Source organism: Ktedonobacter racemifer DSM 44963, from assembly GCF_000178855.1.
Taxonomy (GTDB): Bacteria; Chloroflexota; Ktedonobacteria; order Ktedonobacterales; family Ktedonobacteraceae; genus Ktedonobacter; species Ktedonobacter racemifer.
In genome coordinates this window covers 2,156,713-2,176,455 of record NZ_ADVG01000001.1, presented here as the reverse complement: position 1 = coordinate 2,176,455, position 19,743 = coordinate 2,156,713, and the positions used below count along the sequence as shown (strand labels likewise).

Below are 19,743 nucleotides of genomic sequence, written 5' to 3'. Positions count from 1 at the left end.
CTCACAGAGATAGCCTTTTAGAGAAGAATATCGCATTTAAGCAGTAGCGCAAGGGCCAAGAGCCTTGCGAGAGATGTCATACGCGTATTGAAAACTTGCGTATTGCAATTTGCTGAAGGAAAAATAAACACCTGTTTTGTAGCGCAGCCAGCAGCCTTTCATAAGCCGCAGTTGCCAGGCTGCGGTTAAACACGTCTAAAAGCAGAAAAAAGCGTCCAATGAGAGGGCAGAACAGGGCAGGTCTGTTGTAGGTGGTAGAATAATGTCAAGTATATCGCGCATATTTGTGATTGAAGATGATGAGCATATTGGCCAGCAGCTCGTAAATGCCTTGCGCAACGACGGCTATGGCGTCTGGGGCGTCACCAATGGTGGTGACGCCGTACGTGCGTTATGGGCGGATGAGTATGACGTGGTGATATGCGATCTCGACGCACCTGGCATAGAGGGATTTGAATTGCTGCAATGGTTGCGGGCGTATCATCCCAATACGCGTACAGTATTATTGGGCGGCATAAAAGCGGAACAGATGCGTGCACAGGCATTAGAGAATGGTGCTGTGAGCTACCTGGAGAAGCCGCTGGATGTGCGCTTGCTGCGAGAAGAGCTGCGGCGTATGCAGGATGATACTGGTTTTACCGTTGACCTGGACTCCTTTGATCTACTGGATGTGATTCAAATCATTACGATGAGCCGCAAGAATATCGCGCTTCTGGTGAATACGGGCTTGGAGGAGCGGGGACTCCTGCGCTTTCAGAATGGTGAGCTTGTATGGGCGGAATACGGTTTCTTGCGAGGCGAGGAGGCGTTTTTTGCGCTCGCTGCTCATAAGAATGGTACAGTGATTCATCAACCCTGGAATGGGCAGGTGATTCCTAATGTGAAGCAGCCGTTATCGCGTTTGATTATGCAGGCCCTCCAGTATCGTACCAAGTACGGACAGGGGGAGATGCCCCAGCCGACGGGCGCTCAGCCATCGCTCAATGCTCTCTCCTTTGATGATATTGATGATACCCCCTTTGGCATGGTGGCTACGACAGAGGGAGCCTCAGGACAGATACCAGTACAGCCCTCGGGCGCTTTCCCCGCCACCAATGGTATGTATGATCTCTCGGGCCAGGTCCCGGTCATGGGTGGTATGCCACAGCCATCGGGACAACTTCCAGCGTCCAATATCGCTGGTGCGATGCCTGGGCAGTTCTCCGTTCCTGAAACCTCCGGCAGTATGCCCGATATATGGCCCACGCCTGGCTCCCTTTCCGGGTCGATGCCAGTTGCAGGGAATATGCCATTTATGCCTGAGACAGACCGGGATCTTGGAATTTCTACGCCGCTGGGGCAGATGAATCAGACGCCAGCGAGTGGCATTCACTCCGCTCTCTCACAGGAGCTAAACGCTGGGAGCGGGAGCTTTCCTGCTCAGCCACTGGGTCAACCAGTACCTGAGAGTGGACTACGCGATGTGATTTTTGGACCCGCAATTACACAGCAGAATGAGGGTGGTGTTGGGATGAGTGATGAGGTACAGAAGGAGTGGTGGGAGCGCACAGGCGAACTGCCGCGCCTGGATGAAGCTATGATGCGCGAGTGGAGCAAGGGACAGGTCGTAAACACGAATGGCTTGCAGCCAACCGCGCAAGCTGAAGCGGGCAATGATGGGCAGGCCCAACTTTTCGCCCCTCAACCATCGATGCAGGCGCCCCAGGATGTCTCGGCGCAGCAGCCCCTGCCATCATGGTTAACGGATCAGCCCACCGCTTCAAATTTACCTGTTATTCGGCCAGGTATGATGGAGCCAGGACAGGCGAGTTCACCGGCTCAGGGTGGTGAGTGGAGTGACCCTTACCAATCCGGTGGTTCGGGTCCAGTCTATGGATCTAGCGGACTGCATCCCCTACAACAGGGGAGCGGTATGCAACCAGCGATCAGGCCTGAATCCGTCAATGAGGTGGGGGGAGAGACGATGCGCCGGCCCGCAATCACCAATAATCATTTGCGATCCTTCCAGGAGCGTAATACAAGTGGCCCGTTGCCCGTCAATAATTCCATATCCGGCGCGGAAAGCGTCCAGGCTGACCAGAACCAGAATCGTGATGCCTTTAACTATCCTGCCCTCATCACGGCTCTTCAGACGTTGGGCTACTCAGTCAAGGGTTTTGTCGCAGCCGCCGTGTTAAACATGGAGGGGTCCCCACTGGCACAGATTTCCGTTGATGATAGCGATGTCACACCCCTATGTGCTCCGCTGAGTGCGATGATGAAGAGTGCCCAGCAGGGAGCAGAGCTAGGTGGCTGGGGGGCATGCGAGGATGTGTTGCTCCGCAATGCTGGACGATATATAATGGCGCGCATAGTGGGTAGCAGACGATCAGCCTTTTTAGTAGTGATCACTACTCATGAGGCAAACCCCGCGGAGAGCCTGAGTATTGTTGCGAATATTGAGAGCGCAGTAAATGCAGCATTATAGGCGATATGGTGCAAGCGCGAGAAGACACGTAGGCATTATCTAGCAGGAGCGAAGGAATAGTTATGAGCGGAAGCAAGAGTATAGAGCAGACACCAGAGAAATCCCAGGAAGAGAAGGAGAATAATCGCTTCTCCTTTATGGTAGGAATTGGTATCGGAATCGCTATCATTATCTTGTTATCGATTGCCTCTCTGGCCTGGAACTGGTAACAAGCTACCCCTGGCGTGATCGGATGAACCTGGCTCCTCAGCCCTGTTCGGTGTTGAGGAGCTTTTTGAGTTTCTCTAGATCGAGCTCGCCTGAGTTGAGGAGACGAGGAGGCGCGGGCTGGCTGGCAGCCAATTGATCCGTTGTGCGCCGAGGAGAGAGCGTGGTAGGTTCCTCCTTTGGCATTTCCAGGTTGGTTGTAGGCTCGGCGGAGCGTTTCCTGAGCTGTTGTAGTTGTTGTTCAAGATTAGCGGTGGTTTTCGGTCGGGGATTGGAGGCCTGTTGTTGGCGTTGTGCTCGCGCCCGCATACGTATCTCGCCCTCGCTGGGAGATGTCGGGCTGGGGGTGCCCTCTACCCCTGACTCGCGCTGTTTATTGAGAGCCTCAAGAACGCGTTGTTGAATAAGGGCGTTGCGTTTACGCGTCTCCAGTGTCTCAAGCGTGGTCTGGACCTCGACTATTTTTCCTTCAAGCTGGCGCAGGGCCGAGCGAAGCATCGAGACGAGGCGATCCTGGTTTTGTTTCAGGTTAAGGAAGTGTTCTGCCTGGCGCGTAAGGTCGTTATAATGCACAAGCGCATCGCGCGCTGCTTCATCGTTATGTTGCTGTACCGCTTGTTCTGCCTTATGGAGCCAGCTTTCTGCCGCGGCCTCACATTCTTGTTGGCGTTTTTGTAGCTTAATCCCCTCTGCGATGGCGGTCGCAACCTGCGTCTTAACTTGCACAAGTTGATTGCGCATATCGAGATGAAGTTGTTTGAGCGCTTTCTCGGGATCGTCAGCGTTCTCCACAACCACATTGAGATTTGCCCGTAGCAGGGTGAGCACTCGCTCCAACAGATTCATAAGCTTCTCTCCCGATATTGTGATATAGACAGCGTGTAGTGCCAATCCGACCGACGCTGCTCAAGCACGCGTCTACATATAATGCGCGTCATATGTAGACGCGTGCTTGAGCAGCGTCGTGCGACCACGGCTTTATATTTCATACGAAACAGACGAAATGGGCGCTTCGAAAGGATGACCTTTGGGAAGGGAGAGGCGGGAAAGGGCGTGAGATTATCCTCGCCTGCCCTTTGCCCGCCGTAATCCAGGTGACTATGACTCTTTCGAGCTGTCACCGCTGGTAACCTCAACAGTTCCATTGGCCTTGGCTCCATTGGGAGCACTGCCGTTCTGGTCTGAGAGGCCAGGGACGCGACTCATGAGATCACCGATGTGGGTACCGCTTAGCAACTCGAAGAGCGCGGGTACCTGGGCCGCCATATTGACGATATCCCCGGTCAGGCGGCTGGCGCCCACGCCATCTGAACTACCATTGGAGCCGGTCGAGACGATCGTGACCTTGTCGACCTTGCTGAGAGGCTCGGCGATGGCACGTACGATGTCTGGCATGTTGGTGAGCAGTTTGTCGAGTACGGCTGCCTGATTGTATTCGTGGAAGGCTGCGGCCTTGACCTTCATAGCGTCGGCTTCCGCTTCACCCTTGGCACGAATGACCTCGGCTTCGGCGAGACCTTTGGCGCGAGCAATCTCGGCTTCGGCGAGACCACGAGCACGCGAGGCGTCGGCTTCCGCCTGGCCTTTGGCGCGTGCGGCCTCAGCCTGACCTTGAGCCTCGAGGATCTGGCGCAGACGGTCGGCTTCGGCAACCGTCTCAACGCGGCGGCGCTCGGCCTCAGCGGCTTTCTGAATCGTCGCTTGCAGCTCAAGTTCGCGGCGTTGGATTTCGGCCTGCTGCACTTTGATCTGGGCCTGCTTCTCAACCTCGGTAACCTTGACGGCCTCGGCGACGACCTGCTGCTGCGTCATGTTGGATTGGATATCATAGGATTTGTCTGCCGCAGCCTGCTGGCGTTTGACCTCGGCCTCGAAGGAGGCCTTTTTCATCGACAGGTTACGCTGTGACTCAGCCTGGAGGGCGAGGGACTCGGCCTCGGCTTTCACGCGCTCCTGGTCGGCCTGGGCGCGGGCAACGGCTGCCTCACGTGAGGCGCTGGCCTGCTGGATCTGTGTGTCGCGTTGGGCCAGGGCGGCGGCGATATCGGCCTCTTTACGAATCCGCGCGATCTGCGGGCGACCCATATTGGTGATATAGTCGTTCTCGTCGCGTACATCTTTAATCGTGAACGAGATGACTTCAAGGCCCATCTTATCCATATCGGGGCTGACGGTGCGCAGCATCTTGCCGCCGACGCTTTCTGGATCCTTTACCAGGTCCTCAACCGTCAACTGGCCAACGATACCACGCAAATGACCCTCCATGACCAGGCGAATCAGATTCTCGCGATCCTCCTGGGTCTTGCTGAGGAATTGCTCGGCGGCGGTCTTAATGCTCTGTTCATCTGAGCGTACCTTAATCTGGGTCACGGCTTCGACGTTGACAGCTACACCCTGAGTGGTATAGAGCGCCTGGGTAGGTGCAACATCGAAGGACATCAACTCCAGCGAGAAATCCTGTGCGCGCTGGAAAAGCGGCAGGATCAGTTTAGCTCCGCCTGTGATGACGGTTGTGCCACCAAAGCCATAAACGATAAGGGCCTGGTTAGGACCAACCTTGCGCATCAGGCCGCCTAAAATTCGTAAAAGGATAAGAACCACTATGACGAGGACGACAGCTACAACAGCTATTGTGATAATGAGTTGATCCATAGTCCTTTACTCCTGTTGCATATTTTGACGCATAACATAAGTATCTTGTGTTTCTAAATCATTGAGAAGAGCCTGTAACTCGTCTACTTCCCCTGCATTTAACTTGTCGCCTTCTTGCTCAATGAAGTGCTCCCAGGTGTCAACCTCGGCGATTCCATGCTGGTAGTTGAGCACGACAATCTCCTGTCCACGCTCCAGGCGCCTGCCATCCATGGTTCGGGCGGGTACGCCCTTGCGATGACCCCCAGGTGAGACATAGATGATTTCGCCGAGATTGTTGCTAGGAATAGTCCGATTGACCTTTCCAACCAGCCCCGTTCGTTCCGAGATATCCTGCACAGTCGAGGCTTCACTCCGACCAATCAAGCGATCGAGCGCACTGACGATAAGAGCGGCGACTATGAAGCCACCTACGATCGCACCAATGAGTGTAAGAGAAGGTGCTAAATTGGTAACATTATGAAACAGGTAACCAAGTAAGCCAAACCAGAGCAGAAAGAGTACAATCGCGGTCGGGTTGAAGAGGGCAAGGAGCGAGAAGTGATGACCTCCATCGTTGCCTTGACCTCCTGTATGTTGACCATTTGCCGCATGTGTTCCTCCATTGCCATGGATTGCCGAGGCATGCGAGGCGTGGAAGGGATCACTCACATGGGTCTGGAAGCCATGTACCAGGCCATGTCCCACGCCGGCGTGATGCCCAACCGTCGCGTGTCCGTGCCCAAGATGGCCAAGGAAGGCGACTGCGAGCAGGAAGAGAAGCCCAAAGAGAAAACAGAAAAGAAAGACAAGTGAGAGCGGATCAGTTGCTAGCATAGCGCGGCTCCTTTATCTCCAGGTAGACCACATTTCCGGTTCGTTCCTGCTGGCACACGATCGAAAGCTTCGACCAGGCTAATAGCTGTAGCGACCATGCCAGCAAGGCCGCTTGCCAGGGCGGTAGAAAGATAAAAGGGAAATGGTGTAATACCCAGCAATGTTAGCCAGGGAAAGAGCTTGTCCGAATAAAGCGCGATTGCGCCAATTAGGAGCGCACCTAACAGCAGGACTGAAGGGACCAGAACCGGGTGGCGCTGCAAGAGAGGATTACGGGCCAGGGGCAGTCCATGCACCTGAACATCCTGTAGTCCGGTTTGACGCATATGCACGGTGATAAGACCTTTTCCTTTCTCGCGGCTACCATATGAGCACGTTCTATCTCCAACCTGAATCCGCTTCGGGTGCGACGATGGCGCATGCATTGTAGACGCGTTACGCTGGACATCTATTAACTAAGACGCAAGTTTGTCGGAAATATACAACGGTTATAGTACTTCTTTATTCCCAAATTCTTCAAAATAGGCGGTGATTTGATCGTTCTCTGCAACAGGCTCAGCATCGCTAGTTAAGGCTTCGGCGACGGCTCCGAGTTCCTCAAGTGGGAGTATGGCCAGGCGTTGAAAGAGCGCCAGGTAGCGCCGGGGATCGGGTGTGTTGGCGAGAAACTGCAAAAAGCCTGACAATTCAGGTTCAGAGCGCCACTCCGCAGCACTGGCATCCAGCCAGGTGCTCAAGCGATCATTTCCAGTGTCAAGCGAGGTTAACAGGTCGGTGCTAAAGTCGGGCGGATCATCGACAAGATAACCGGGATGGACATTGAAAAAGCGCGAGAGCAGGTCGCGACTCGAAGCGGTCAGGTGCAGACGCTTGCCGCTCTCTAGCTGAGAGAAGTAGGCCTGACTGATGCTCGTGTCAAGCTCTTCCTGCATAGCTTTAACGACTTCCATCTGCGTCATAGGGCGATTATAACCGCGCAACTCGCCTTCGACGGCGCGCAAGTGTTTGATTTTTTCGGCTAGCTTCATTCTGTATACACAATCAATAATAACTATTTGTTATAGGGAGTATAGCTGTTTGCAATTGCATTTGTCAAGAGGGAAGTGCAAGAAGGGGAAATCTGTCGGATTCTGCCTGCGGAGACGCGATATAACCTTGTTTATGTGTGCTAATCTTAGGCTAAAGTGCCTACGCCCTTTTAGCTTTGCTTGCACAAGAGATTATAACTTACTGTTGGCAAATAGGTATACAAAAAGCACAAGAGTAGTATATTTGTACACGGAACCCTCTTAAAAACACGTAGGGTCCAAGCTAGATTGGACTTTTCCTGCCCATAGGATACGCTCAACCAGCGGGACCAAGGCCATGCCAGCATGGTCCCTACAAATTACCTGGCAATCAAGTGGTTTGTTAAAAGGGTGCAGGTCTTTCTTGAGGTTGGGGAGGGCAACGGGCGCATAAAAAAAGGAAAGGCTTGCTTGGTTTGGGGGTATAAGCAAGCCTTGGATCCTGGTAGAAATGACCTGTCAAAGCCTGTGACTCACTCTGGCAAGACATAGCTATACTATACAGGGCATTTCTCAAGAAAAGTTCAGGACTATGTAAAGTTTTTTCTATGTTTTTGATAGATTTTTATACGATGAGGGAGAGGCTCGTTGCAGAAGGCTAGCTGAAGCTCCCCGCGCTAAAGCGACGGGGGTTCCAGGGGTTCGGCCCACGCTTCCCGTCCTTCTCGCTTCAGCAAGAAAGCTGGCTCTAGTGGTGGTCCCCCTGAACTTTCGGGCAGACGCGCTCTCGCACGAGTCAAACCCATGCTTCGGGGCAAGGTCTGCCCCTCTTTCGCGCGTTGTGTGAGACGCTCGTGTGCTGCCCGCAGGCGCGCTTCCGCACCTTCCCAATACTCCTGGTATCGGGCACACGAGGGAATGGGGTCTGCTGGATCAAGGTAGGCAGCCAGAAACGCCGAATACAGGTCGCGTTGCACGGGACCCACGCCACACGCGCACTGATGCCAACGCTGCGAAAGCGGCTTCTTGAGCTTCTTGCCACAGCCATGACACCACTGGCTCAGCGCGGTGGTGCGTGTGGGGACGCGCCACCAGGATGCCGCCCGTACTCTCAACGGTGCGCCTCAACAGTTCCACAAACATCCCTGGTGCTCGCAGTCCCACACTCTTCCCAAATTGCCTCTGCCATGCCTTATAGGAAATCTTTTCGATGATGATGGTGCTGCCCAGCTTCACCACCTGATGCACTTTGTGCCCATGCAGGCTCTTGCGATGCGCTACGAGTTTGCGCTCTTTGCTCGCCTTGCGTTGCCGGGTGGCCTGGTAGCGCTTACTCTGCTTCCAGTGCCGCTTTTTCTTGCCTTGTTTTTTGATGCGCCCCTTCTCGTCGTAGTGCTCGGGATTAGCCGCCCTTCGTTGCCGATCCATCTGCCGTTGCAAGCGACGAATGGCACAGGCCTCAGGCGCCAGTTGTGCACAGAACACCTCCAGGCTTGCCTCTCCTTGCTGGGGAAAGAGGGCCAGGGTGGAGGGACCAAGGTCACCGCCAACAATACTCGTGCCAACCGTGTGTTTTTTCTTCTGGTGGGGCTTGCCCTCCAAGGCCAGTTGCACGACATAGCGATAGCCCTCTTCATCAGCGCCCGCCGCTCTGGGGCTGCTGGCAGGGCGCTGGATGAGGCGGGCAAACTTGATGCGGTGCCTGAGCCCATGGGTGACCACTTCATCCTTCCAATCGATGAGGGCGGGCAGCGGGTCTCCGTTCCAGAGCAGATACCCGGCGTTTCCCTCCTCGGGTGGTTGCAGGACGAAGCGCAGGCTGGTATCGTTGCGCTTATTCTCGAGACTGGAGAAGCCGCGTCCTCGGCTCTTGAAACGCACGCGTTTCGCTTTGCCCAGGCAGACGCGATTGAGGGCACGATAGGCGCGAGTGGCCAGGGTTTGGGCCAGCACGGCCTCGATGTGCTCGGCAATCCAGCCCACGCGCAGCCCCTTGACGGCTTCATGCAGGGCGGCTTCGGAGAAGCCATGCGCCTTGCGCAAGGCGGAGAAGGCTGCCGCTCGTTCCGCTTTGTGGGTGCGAGGAAGGGCGCGGGCCTCTTGCCAGGCGGGATCAGACCGCATGCGGCGCAGGCGCTGTTGTCCTTGGGAGAGGATGGCGTTGTAGAGCTGACGAGCGGCTTCCAGATGGGCGCGCAGGCGGGCGGCTTGCCCTGGATCGACGGCCAGAGGCAACTCGAGCAGAAAGGTGGGGGTCGCAGGTCGCTTCTCCTGCTGTTCCTTCTTCTTGCGTTGTCCCTGACACTTCTTCGGCATTGTGGCCCCTTCTTCGAACACACACGTGATCTCGATCCACTGACGTCTATTGTACCAGAGGAACGGGAAGAACGCAAGTTCTAGGTATCTGACCCTGCTCTCTTTCCTCTCATCCAGCAGAGGCGGCGATTCATCCCCGGCATCAATGACCGGGGCTTTCTCGCCGCGTTCTCTGTAAAATGCTCAGTTTTCTGCGACTAGTCTCTCCCTCATTACATTATTGATGGGGTGGGTGGAGGCTGAGTGTGCCTTCGGCCAGGGTTTCGATGTGCTTGCGCTCAAAGAGCATGGGATGATGGCGCACATCCAGCCACATCTGGATGAAGTCGTCATAGTGGGGACTGTTGGGATGGCCTGATTGGCCCGGGGCATGCCCTGAGAGCGAGTGGGTCAGGTTGGACAGGTCCAGGATCTGGCGATAGGACGGTACGGTAATGACCGTATCGGGATTTTGGGGAGAGACGGCGCCCATATTAACTGTATCTATGTCCCCGCCAACGGCAAAGGGACCACGATTAAAGGTTTTCGCCAGCGCCTTGACGCTGCCAAGGGGATGGTTATAGGTCATGTGATGGACGGAACCATATTGCCAGTTGAGGATGTTTTCGCCACGACGGTCCCGTAGCTCGCCAAGCGTGGCCTCAAAGGCGGCGCGTAGGGCTGCCTCCCAGGTTCGAGGACCATTGCGCATGACGCTGTCGGCGAACCAATCGTCGTTATGCTCCTTGAGCAGGCGAATGAGCAGGGGGCGCTCGCGGCTGGCGTAGCCGTTCATGGTCGCGAGGATGGTCGCGCCTACGCCCAGGTAGCTGTTGAGTAACTCCTGGTCGTCTCCGATAAGCGCATCAAGCACGATGCGCGCAATTTTGCGCAGGAAGGTGGTGTAGATGGCCGCTCCAATGCTGTCGGGGGAGAGGACATGGTCCCAGGTGCGCAGAATGTCCTGTGCTGCGCGCTCATGAGGTGTCCGTGGTTCGATCTGTAGGATGTAGGGTACAATCTCTTCCGCAGGAATAGAGTACCGATCGGCCTGGATACGTGCCATGTCGCTGGGCGAGAGCTTGCCGCCGCTGGTGAGCAGGTCGCGAATACGCTGGGCGCGATAGCCGTTGAGCCACTCATTGCTGATGTAGTAAGGGTAGTCGTCGTCGATGACACGGTTGTTTGCCGTGGCGATAAAGTGCTGGTCGGGATTAAAGGTTTGTGGAAGCTCCTCGAAGGGAATGTAGCCCTGCCACTCATATTCGCCAGTCCATCCTGGTGAAGGCAGGAGCGCCTGCTGGTCTCCAGGACGAATAGGGATCGCGCCAGCCATGATATAGCCGATGTTGCCCTGGCGATCGGCGTAGACAAAGTTTTGCGGTGGTACATCCCAATCGCGCAGGGCATCACGAAACTCATCCCAGTTGCTGGCGCGATTTATCTTTTGTACTGACCAGGCGATATTACACTGCTCAAGGCCCGTCCAGCGAATGGCGATGGGAAGCTCACTTGCCTCACTCTTGTCTGAGCCGAGGGCCGGAAGGTGGGTAATGATGGGGCCGTGACGGGTCACGCGTACATCTTCGACCACGGTGTCCGCGCCCTTGACGTTGATGACCTCACGGTAGATCTTCGCCTCTTCCCATTTACCCTGGTATTCATACTGGTGCGGGTTATCGGGATTAAACTTTTCGACATAGAGATCCTGTACATCAGAGACGGCATTGGTGACGCCCCAGGCAATATCGCGGTTATGCCCGATGACCACTCCTGGAGCACCGGGGAAGGTGGCGCCCACCACATCGATATCACCGGCGTTGAGGTGGCATTCAAACCAGATGGAGGGCGCGGCCTGTCCCAGGTGTGGATCATTACAGAGGATGGGCGAGCCAGTTGTTGTCATGGTGCCATCTACGACCCAGTTATTGCTACCGCCCAGCATGCCGAAGCCCGCCAGTTCCTTCAGACGCTCATATTGGTCGAGGAGACCTGCGTTAATGCCCTGGTATGCCACGCCAGGTGGAATGATGAGCGGGTGCGAGGGATCATAGCCTGCTTCAAGCTTGGCCGCACGCTCGACGCCAATTTTGGCGATCAGGCGCGCGCGGGTAAGCTCGGTTTCCCAGTTGCCGCTGAGGTTCCAACCAATCATCTTGCCCCATTGGAGGGAGTCGGCCTGGGTCCAGGGGGCAGGCTTGAAGCGCAGAATCGAAAACTCGACAGGTAGGCGATGCTGATTGTTCTGGATGAAGGTATTGATGCCCAGTACATAGGCATCGAGTATGCGCTTCATATGGGGAGTGAGTTGCTGTACAGACTCAATTGCGGAGCGATGCATGCCTAGCCGACGGCTAAAGCGGTCGGCTTCAAGCGCGATTGGACCAAAGATTTCAGCCAGGCGTCCCGAGCCGATGCGCCGATTTAGTTCAAGCTGCCAGAGCCGCTCCTGGGCATGGATATAGCCCTGAGCGAAATACAGGTCGTCCTCATTCTGGGCATAGATATGAGGTACGCCATAGTGATCGGTAATGATCTCGACCGGCTCATGCAGTTCTGAGAGGTGCAGGGTGCCTTGCTTCTGCGGAAGGGTACGTCGTGAGAGGAGCTTGAAGGTGCCAGCGGCAAAGCCAGAGAGGTCACCAGCAGTCTGTACGGTTTTGCGCCACCAGGGTGCCATGTAATGCCCTCCTTGTGCGTTTAGCAGGTAGGTAGGCGCTACACATAAACCTGCGAAAAGCTTATGTGTAGCGCCTGCACAAATTTTGTATGATGCATAAAAATAGCAGCAGGGTACATATTTGTGCCCTTACTGCTATTCTACCTCATAGGATGTTTGCCTGTCCTGCTTGAAGAGTAGACGCGTACGCAAGTAGCGTCGTTCCCTAGGCCAGTTCGGTGCCTCTGGGAGTATCGCGAACCTCGAAGCCCAGGGCCTTAAGCTCATCGCGGAGCTGGTCTGAGCGCTTCCAGTTCTTCGCCGCGCGTGCTTCGTCGCGCTGACGTACTATCTCCTTGACCTCGTCGCTGATTTCGAGTGGCTTCTTGGGCTCGACGGTATCAAGCCTCAGACCAAGCACACGATCAAAATCGAGCACGAGATGGCGGCGTTCGGCTGGCTCTATCTTCGCATTGCGCACGGTCTCACGCGTCAGCACCAGGGCGGTCGGTAGATCGAGATCGTTGTTGATCGCCTCGCGGAAGGCATCGCGAACGCGCTGGGCCTCCTCTGACCAGTTCGCCGTTTGCTCGGTGATGGGCAGCTCGGCCAGGTCATCGCGCAGGTTGTTCAGCGCGTTCTGCGCGGCCTGAATCGAGTCATCGGTGTAGTTAATCTTGGAGCGATAGTGGGCGGTCAGCATGAGGTAGCGGAAGGCCATGGGATCAATGCCCTCCTCTTTGAGCGTGCTGACAAGCAAGACATTGCCCTTGGAGCGCGACATCTTGATGCTATCATCGCCATTCTCGTTGCTGGCCTTCATCTTGCGGTTGCCAATGATGAGAAACTCACCATGAACCCAGTATTTGACCGGCTCTTTGCCGAAGGTGCCCTGGCTCTGCGCGATCTCGTCCTCGTGGTGAGGGAACATCAGATCGAGTCCGCCCGTATGGATATCGAACTGCTCGCCCAGGTACTTAGTTGCCATCGCGGAGCACTCAATGTGCCAGCCAGGGAAGCCGCTGCCCCAGGGGCTACCCCAGTTCATCTGGCGGCCCTCGTCACCCTTCTTCCAGAGAGCGAAATCCTCGGGAGAGCGCTTATCCTCCGCAACCTCCATCTGTTCGCGACCATGGCCGCCCGCGCGCAGGTTCTCCACCGTGTTGCCGGAGAGCTTGCCATACTCGGGGAAATGCGCCACATCGTAGTAGACATTACCGTCCGCGATATAGGCCAGGCCTTTCTCAACAAGTGCCTGCGTCATCTCCAGCATTTCGCCGATGTGGTCAGTCGCCTTGGGACTGAGGTGAGGTGGCAGGATATTCAGTTCAGCGGCATCACGCATATATTGCTCGGTGTAGCGCTGAGCGATATCATAGGCCGAGCGCCCAGTGGTGCGTGCCTCGTACTCAAGCTTATCCTCACCGCTCTCTACATCATCGTTTTGTAGATGCCCTACATCGGTGATGTTGCGCACTAGGTAGACATCGTAGCCATTGTATTCAAGCATGCGGCGCAGCCAGTCGGTCATCATAAAGGTGCGGAAGTTCCCGACGTGGATATCTTTATAGACGGTAGGGCCGCACGAGTAGATGCCCACGCCGGGTGGGTTGAGTGGCTGAAAGAGTTCACGTTTACGGGTCAGGGTGTTGTATATATACACTGGTTTATCAGTAATGGTCGACATGAGCTTTATGGTCCTCCTCTTGCGTGTATGGGCGGTATATAGTTTACCAGATGCTTTGCCTCTATGCTAGCGGGTCCTATGGCAGATTACTATTGCTGGCAAGCATATGCAAACGCGCATAAAAGATTGCGAAAACGGGAAGTGAGAGGAGTAGCTCAGGCGGAGACGTGCGGAGAGAAAGGCTCTAGAGAGTGTTCTTGCTGGTCAATGCATTACACAGAGAGGCAGCACGTCATTACGTCCACGGAGGGCTGAGCTACAGAATGAAGGGCGGCCTCCGTGAACGCAGCGACAGGCGCAAGAATGAATTTGTTGGCGCTGCTGCGTATATGCGTACACGATGAAAAACTCCAGGTCATGATGGTTCTATATGCGTGTAGTATATCATATCGGCACAGGACTGTATAGCATAAAGGGTGGTAGCTAGCGGCCTGCCTGCGCGCGCTGGCGTGCCAGCAGAAAGAACATGATTGCGACAACCAGCGAGGCGACGCCAGTAATAATATGAGACACGTGATAGTCGAGGAGAAAGAGCACAAACCAGCCCAACGCAACAACTGACCAGGCAAGGGAGCTGATATACCAATTGTTGAGCCAGCGAGCGAGCCAGGACCTGGTACGAGACATGTAACAAATCTCCTCTCTGTTTGTTTACGACTTAGGAGACGTGACAACACCCGAGTATTCGCTAACTTACACGAAAAATTGTCCTACCGTCACAGACAAGGTTGGTAATAACTGAGACGGCAAGGTATCATGATCCATAAAGATGCCATGAGAGTGATATCTATCTGTATAGAGCGCCAAGACCTCTATGGTATGCATCTCTGGACTGATAATCCAGTATTCTGATATTCCCGCCTGCGCATAGGCGTCAAGTTTTTTCAAACGATCATATGCAGCCGTACCAGGGGAAGTGACCTCAATAACCAGGTCGGGAGCGCCGACCACGCGGTTTGGCGTCACCATGCCCAAATTCTCACTTCGTAAAACAAAAACATCAGGTTGAACAACTCTATTGGGAGCCAGCTCAATATCCAGGGGGGCAGTAAAAACTGTTCCTAAACCAGCGAGATCCACACATTGAGTGAGATAGAACGTAAGCCACTTGACAACAGTTTGATGTGATGGAGTTGGAGACGGCGCCATAAGCAATACACCATCCATGATTTCATAACGCTGCCCATCATCTGGCAAAGTTGCATACTCCGCATACGTCCATTGCCCCTGGCGCGGACCCGATATCCAATCAGCAGGTGTCAAGACAGACGAGCTCTCAAATGTAGTCATGGTTTCCTGCCTCTCATGCAAAACAAACCAAATGATAATAGAACGCGTCAATATAAGAATACCATATTCGTCTATAAGTAGGCTCATTTTCAGGTTCTTGATGAGTAGTGTGGTGTGTCTTGCCAACCGCAGACTATCAGGATATATCACACTACTCATTAGGGCGAGCGCCGCAGGCGCGAGGGGTTATGTTAAGCCTGAGGATCAAGCTCGTCGTTGGAGAGCACACTCAGGCTGGCAGCTTGTCGCTGACGCTGGCTCTGAATGAGCTGTGCGATGAAGACCAGGGCTACAACCGCGATGGGTGCGCCACACCAGGCGCCGATTGAGCCAAAGTAGTAGAGGGAGAGGGCTGGCACGAGGAGTAGCGAGATGGCCAGGCCATAGCAATACATGCGGAGCTGAGGGAAGATGAGCATAAGGAGCATCGCGAGATAGAGAAAGGCATAGGAGAGGATTGTCAGAAACTCCAGACTCAGGCCAAAAAAGCCCAGCGTGGTATTAGGGCTTAGCAGGCTAGAGGTATGCATAGCGATGGCAAATGCATTTTGTCCAACAATGAATAGTAAGATGGGGACCAGGCCAACGCCAATACCAATTGCCAGTTTAGGGTTAATGCGCTGGCGTGCGTAGGTGAGCAGGTTCAGCATGGGAGAATGCTCCTTTCCTTGTCGCTTTCCTGGTCGCTTGTGCTTTCAGTATAAGTGCCACAAAAAGAGGAGATACATACTAGGTATTGACAACGTGTGCGAAAGTAAGTGAGAATAAGTAGATATACGCAGTCGTACCGTTTGCCAAGCAGGTGGATGTCAGCGTGAAAACAGTGCAGCGCTGGGACCGAGAAAGCAGGCTCAAAGCCAAAGGAACGCTTTCTGGGCGTCGCTCCTCTCATGAGGTCGATCTGACCATGGCGCTCAACCTTCCGAAGCTGCCAGCCGCTCGCTGAACGATCGCCACTTGCCGGGTGTTGAGTCCTGCTCAACTGGAATTCCCGCAAAGCGGGAGAAAAGGCGCTCAAGGATGAAAACCGCGCACAAGATCCGGATGAACCCCACCCCTGAACAGGTGGAGTATCTCAAACGAGCCTGTGGCACGAGGCGCTTTATCTACAACTGGGGACGGGAGCAGTGGGAGAAGCAGTATCAGGCGTATACAGCTGAGCAGGAAACCGTTCCCCAAGAGCAGCGCGTGCTCAAACCGCCACATGCCCTCGCACTCAAGAAGCAATTCAACCAGATCCGGGAGCAGGAGTATCCGTGGACCTATCACGTGACGAAGTGTGTGGTGGAGGGTGCGTTCGATGACCTCAAAAACGCCTATGACAACTTCTTTGCGGGCCGAGCGAACTACCCGCAGTACAAGAAAAAGGGGAAGTCGCACGAGTCGTTTTATCTCTCCAACGATAAATTCACCTTGGGAAGCCATTGGATCTCGATTCCCGGACTTGGCCGCTTCATCCTCGATCAGCGCCAAACGAAGAAGGACCGAGGCAAGCTCTTACGCAGACTGGGAACGGTGAACCTCGCCGAAAAACTGCGCTTCGTCGAAAAGGGGAAAGCCACCACTCCCACGAAGAAGCGCAACCAGCGCAAGCACGTCGTGTGCGAACGGGTCAAGATCCTGGGGGCGACGGTCTGCTGTGAAGCGGGGCACTGGTACGTCTCCATCCAAGGGGACATCACACGGGAGCGCCCCACAACGCCCGAAGCAGTGGTGGGGGTGGATGTGGGCGTAAAGCACGCTGCTGTGGTGAGCGATGGGCGCAGGCTTGAGAACCAAAGGCCATTAGCGCTCCATCTCAAGAAACTCGGCAAGCTGCAACGCCAACTCAGTAAAAAAGAGAAGACGAAAGACCCGCAAACCAGGCGAACCGTGTTCAGTAAGAATTACGAGAAGCAACGACTCAAGGTCGCACGCAAGCATCAGCAGATCGCCAACATTCGGCGGGATGTCCAGCACAAGTTCACGACCGAACTGGCGCGCACCTGTGGGGCCATCGGCATCGAAGACCTCAACATCCTGGGGATGATGGCCAACCGGAAGCTCTCGCGTGCCGTGGCCGATGCAGCGATGGGGCAACTGTTGCAGTTCCTCAAGACCAAAGTGGCCAACGCCGGGGGAGAGCTCTTCATCGCCTCGCGCTGGTTCCCTTCGACCAAACGCTGTTCGTGCTGTGGGCAGGTCAAAAAACGCATGCCGCTCAAACACCGCACCTATGAGTGCGTGGCCTGTGGGCTGGTGATCGACCGGGATCTCAATGCCGCCTTGAATTTGCTGTGGTTCGCAACACAACAGCTTCGCCAGCTTCACGCGTAAAGCTGGCCGTCCTGGAGAGTGGCTACCGCCGGACGTAAAATGCCTGGGGAGTTGATGTGAGACCGAAACGGGAGGGCCGATCCAAAGGTTCCCGTGCGCTGGCTATCGACGATGAAGCAGGAAGAACTGACCGCTCGAGGGTGTTTACACACGTTCGAGTATGAGAAAGGTAGCAGGGTACATTTCCTGTTAAGGAGTGTGATATGCCCTGGCAGCCGCAGGCTGCCAGGGCATATCACACTCCTTAACAGAACGAGCGCCATAGGCGCGAGAGCGCGATCAGGCCAGGTGGGTATAGAACTGGCCGTGGAAGCCGTAGGGGATATGATGAGGGACCTCTGCGCGCGCGATCTCTTCAAAGGTATGCGCGTCCAGGACGAGTAAGAATGAATTGCCCTTGTGGGCGTTGAGAACGACTGAGAGGATGACTCCATCGTCTTCGGCTCGCGCATCGGGAGTAGGTGTAAAGACGGGTTCGCCGGGATAGCAACCGCTCTCCTCCCAGATGTGGGCTGTGCGCTCTTTGAGGTCGACACGTAGCAGGCGATTGGTAAAGACATCTGGCTGCTCTTTATTGATGCTTACTCCATAGGCCACGTCGTAGTCATGAGTATTGTACTGGTGATAGTTGATCGTAGGAAGCTCAAGCGGGTGCGGCGTCAGTACCTCGTAGCTGGCGCTCTCCCCGCGTAGAGGAATGTGATAACGGCGCAGCTCGCCACTACCATTCTTATCGACTTCAGAGCCAAGCCCAAAGCTACGCAGATGATCGAGGTAGAGCGCATTGATATTGCCTGGATCGGGATAGGCTGAGAGATCGACGAGCACCTCATTACCCTGCTCAAAGGCATTCACATGATGGAAGGTGAAGAATGCCTCGGTATGATAGCGTCCCACAATGCTGCCGTCACGCTTGCTCATCACGATAAATTGTGTTCCCTCCTCGGGCCGCCACTTATAGTTCTCGATAAAGGGCTTACCACTACTTAACACCTCCAGCGGATTGACGCGATAGGGAAATTCCGCAATAACCACGTAATTCTCGGTCATGCCAAAGCTATGGATATAGGCTGGTTCCATAACGGGATAGGAGCCGATCTCGTAGCGCCTCTTCGAACCCCTGGGCAGGCCAAAGACACGGAACTGGCTGGGCATAAAGAATTCGGTCATATAGCTAATGGTGGCTTGCTGCGCGAAGTCGTAGTGAGGGTGAGCGCAGCCATGATGGCCCTTGAGATCATCTTCAAAGTAGATAACGCCCAGCGTATCGAGCGTTTCGGGGTTGAAGGCGATGGGGAGCGGCGTCTCGGTTAGGGCAGCAAACTCGTCGGCGATCTTGTTGATACTGACATTGGCATTGACGGAGGCGGTCATTGAGCCTTTAAAGATTGCTTTGCAGGGATCAGTGGCAAACATACTAAAGGTGATGCGTCCCTCCTCTATGGATGTCTTATAGACATCGCTTTGCAAGAACTTATTCGCGTAGGAGACTTTGCCATCCTGAAACGAGAAGCGATGCAGCATAGCGAAGCCATCGAACCAGTGGCGGAATTGATCTTTCCCCACCTCGAATTTCGCCGGCCCGTTGCGCAAGAGGGTACCGCGGAGCCAAGAGGGGAGGTGTCCCCGAACCGGAAGTTGATCGAGAACGGTCTCTTCATTGAGGGACTGATAACCAAGGCGAAATGTATGTTCCATACGCTGATCAACATCCTTTCTTGTCGCGAGGAGAGCGCTAGCCTGAGAGACATGTAGATGGGGTCTCTCTATCTATGCTAATCCCTGGGGCGAAATGAGTGTTTTTGCAGGTATGTGTTCAACTCAGCTTCGAAGGTATAGCGCTGTGGACGAACCGGGTCGATGCGCACAGAGACGAAATCATTCTCCTGGTAGGGCGCGGGGGGCTGGTCGAGAGGATGACTGCGGAAGATATAGGTCTTCTCGGTCAGAGGATCAGTCCACTCCGCGACGATGATCTGGCGCATGATGGGAGTAGGTGGAGCATCGCTAGCGAGCGTCTCTGGAGCATCTGGTGATTCGGGCGCACCGCTCAGCTCTTCTTCTGCCTCATTTTGTGCTCTCTGCGACGCGGCGGGTTGTAGCGGGTAAAGGGTATGTATGCGCGCCTGAACAAGGGTGCCGTTCTGTGAAAGCCAGTACATCTCCTGGCGCTCGATATACGAGAGCCCAGAGAGGGCGAGGATGGCGATAACGATGAGTAAGACGACGACAATAATCAGGATAAATAGCCAGGGCATGAGTAATTGGCCTCTTCTCTTTCTGCAAGATAAATACAGGCGGATAGTTTTTCCAACCATAGATTATAGGTGATAGGCGAGTTTTTTGC

Annotated in this window: 15 protein-coding genes and 2 pseudogenes; 4 read left to right on the top strand and 13 right to left on the bottom strand. The window is 54.8% G+C overall.

The annotated features are described in order from the left end of the window. The first annotated feature begins 262 nt into the window (after positions 1-262). Complete coding sequence (locus tag KRAC_RS09435) at positions 263-2,467, top strand: response regulator (RefSeq protein ID WP_007906415.1); 2,205 nt, start codon at positions 263-265, stop codon at positions 2,465-2,467. A gap of 62 nt (positions 2,468-2,529) precedes the next feature. Then, positions 2,530-2,676: a hypothetical protein gene (locus KRAC_RS71005; protein ID WP_007906414.1), complete on the top strand. Its 147-nt coding sequence runs from the start codon at positions 2,530-2,532 to the stop codon at positions 2,674-2,676. Between the two features lie 37 nt (positions 2,677-2,713). Here the strand turns inward: KRAC_RS71005 and KRAC_RS61180 are convergent, their stop codons facing one another. The 11 genes and pseudogenes from KRAC_RS61180 to KRAC_RS09380 form a co-directional block, all read right to left on the bottom strand. Next, positions 2,714-3,520 carry a PspA/IM30 family protein gene (locus tag KRAC_RS61180; protein WP_007906413.1) on the bottom strand — a complete coding sequence of 269 codons (807 nt, stop codon included), beginning with the start codon at positions 3,518-3,520 and terminating at the stop codon, positions 2,714-2,716. A 252-nt stretch (positions 3,521-3,772) separates the two neighbouring features. After that, complete coding sequence (locus KRAC_RS09425; protein WP_007906411.1) at positions 3,773-5,326, bottom strand: flotillin family protein; 1,554 nt, start codon at positions 5,324-5,326, stop codon at positions 3,773-3,775. A 6-nt stretch (positions 5,327-5,332) separates the two neighbouring features. Continuing rightward, positions 5,333-6,142: an NfeD family membrane protein gene (locus tag KRAC_RS09420; RefSeq protein ID WP_007906409.1), complete on the bottom strand. Its 810-nt coding sequence runs from the start codon at positions 6,140-6,142 to the stop codon at positions 5,333-5,335. Continuing rightward, on the bottom strand, positions 6,136-6,474 hold the full coding sequence (locus KRAC_RS09415) for a hypothetical protein (RefSeq protein ID WP_157506366.1): 339 nt from the start codon (positions 6,472-6,474) through the stop codon (positions 6,136-6,138). The genes KRAC_RS09420 and KRAC_RS09415 overlap by 7 nt, the downstream gene beginning before the upstream one ends. Positions 6,475-6,630: 156 nt before the next feature. After that, entirely contained in the window at positions 6,631-7,143 is a 513-nt protein-coding gene (locus KRAC_RS09410) for a transcriptional regulator (protein ID WP_169460875.1), read from the bottom strand. Positions 7,144-7,826: 683 nt separating this feature from the next. Then, positions 7,827-9,465: pseudogene (locus KRAC_RS09405) on the bottom strand (nuclease/transposase family protein). 217 nt (positions 9,466-9,682) lie between these two features. Further along, a complete protein-coding gene (locus KRAC_RS09400) occupies positions 9,683-12,124 on the bottom strand; it encodes a penicillin acylase family protein (RefSeq protein ID WP_007906398.1) in 2,442 nt (813 codons plus the stop codon). Positions 12,125-12,329: 205 nt separating this feature from the next. Further along, positions 12,330-13,790 carry a cysteine--tRNA ligase gene (cysS, locus tag KRAC_RS09395; protein ID WP_007906396.1) on the bottom strand — a complete coding sequence of 487 codons (1,461 nt, stop codon included), beginning with the start codon at positions 13,788-13,790 and terminating at the stop codon, positions 12,330-12,332. Positions 13,791-14,213: 423 nt separating this feature from the next. Beyond that, entirely contained in the window at positions 14,214-14,417 is a 204-nt protein-coding gene (locus tag KRAC_RS09390) for a hypothetical protein (protein ID WP_007906394.1), read from the bottom strand. Between the two features lie 66 nt (positions 14,418-14,483). Continuing rightward, positions 14,484-15,080, bottom strand: coding sequence for a Uma2 family endonuclease (locus KRAC_RS09385; protein WP_040443182.1), 597 nt, complete (start codon positions 15,078-15,080; stop codon positions 14,484-14,486). A 191-nt stretch (positions 15,081-15,271) separates the two neighbouring features. Continuing rightward, entirely contained in the window at positions 15,272-15,730 is a 459-nt protein-coding gene (locus KRAC_RS09380; protein WP_007906390.1) for a hypothetical protein, read from the bottom strand. A gap of 122 nt (positions 15,731-15,852) precedes the next feature. Here KRAC_RS09380 and KRAC_RS61175 point away from each other — a divergent pair. Further along, positions 15,853-16,023 (top strand): annotated as a pseudogene (locus tag KRAC_RS61175) (IS607 family transposase); the annotation flags it as partial. Positions 16,024-16,100: 77 nt separating this feature from the next. After that, positions 16,101-17,396 carry an RNA-guided endonuclease InsQ/TnpB family protein gene (locus KRAC_RS09375; RefSeq protein ID WP_007906388.1) on the top strand — a complete coding sequence of 432 codons (1,296 nt, stop codon included), beginning with the start codon at positions 16,101-16,103 and terminating at the stop codon, positions 17,394-17,396. A gap of 279 nt (positions 17,397-17,675) precedes the next feature. On the opposite strand, the gene KRAC_RS09370 is transcribed toward KRAC_RS09375, so the two are convergent. Beyond that, positions 17,676-19,094: a carotenoid oxygenase family protein gene (locus KRAC_RS09370; RefSeq protein WP_007906380.1), complete on the bottom strand. Its 1,419-nt coding sequence runs from the start codon at positions 19,092-19,094 to the stop codon at positions 17,676-17,678. Between the two features lie 77 nt (positions 19,095-19,171). After that, complete coding sequence (locus tag KRAC_RS09365) at positions 19,172-19,654, bottom strand: hypothetical protein (protein ID WP_007906378.1); 483 nt, start codon at positions 19,652-19,654, stop codon at positions 19,172-19,174. Positions 19,655-19,743 lie beyond the last annotated feature (89 nt).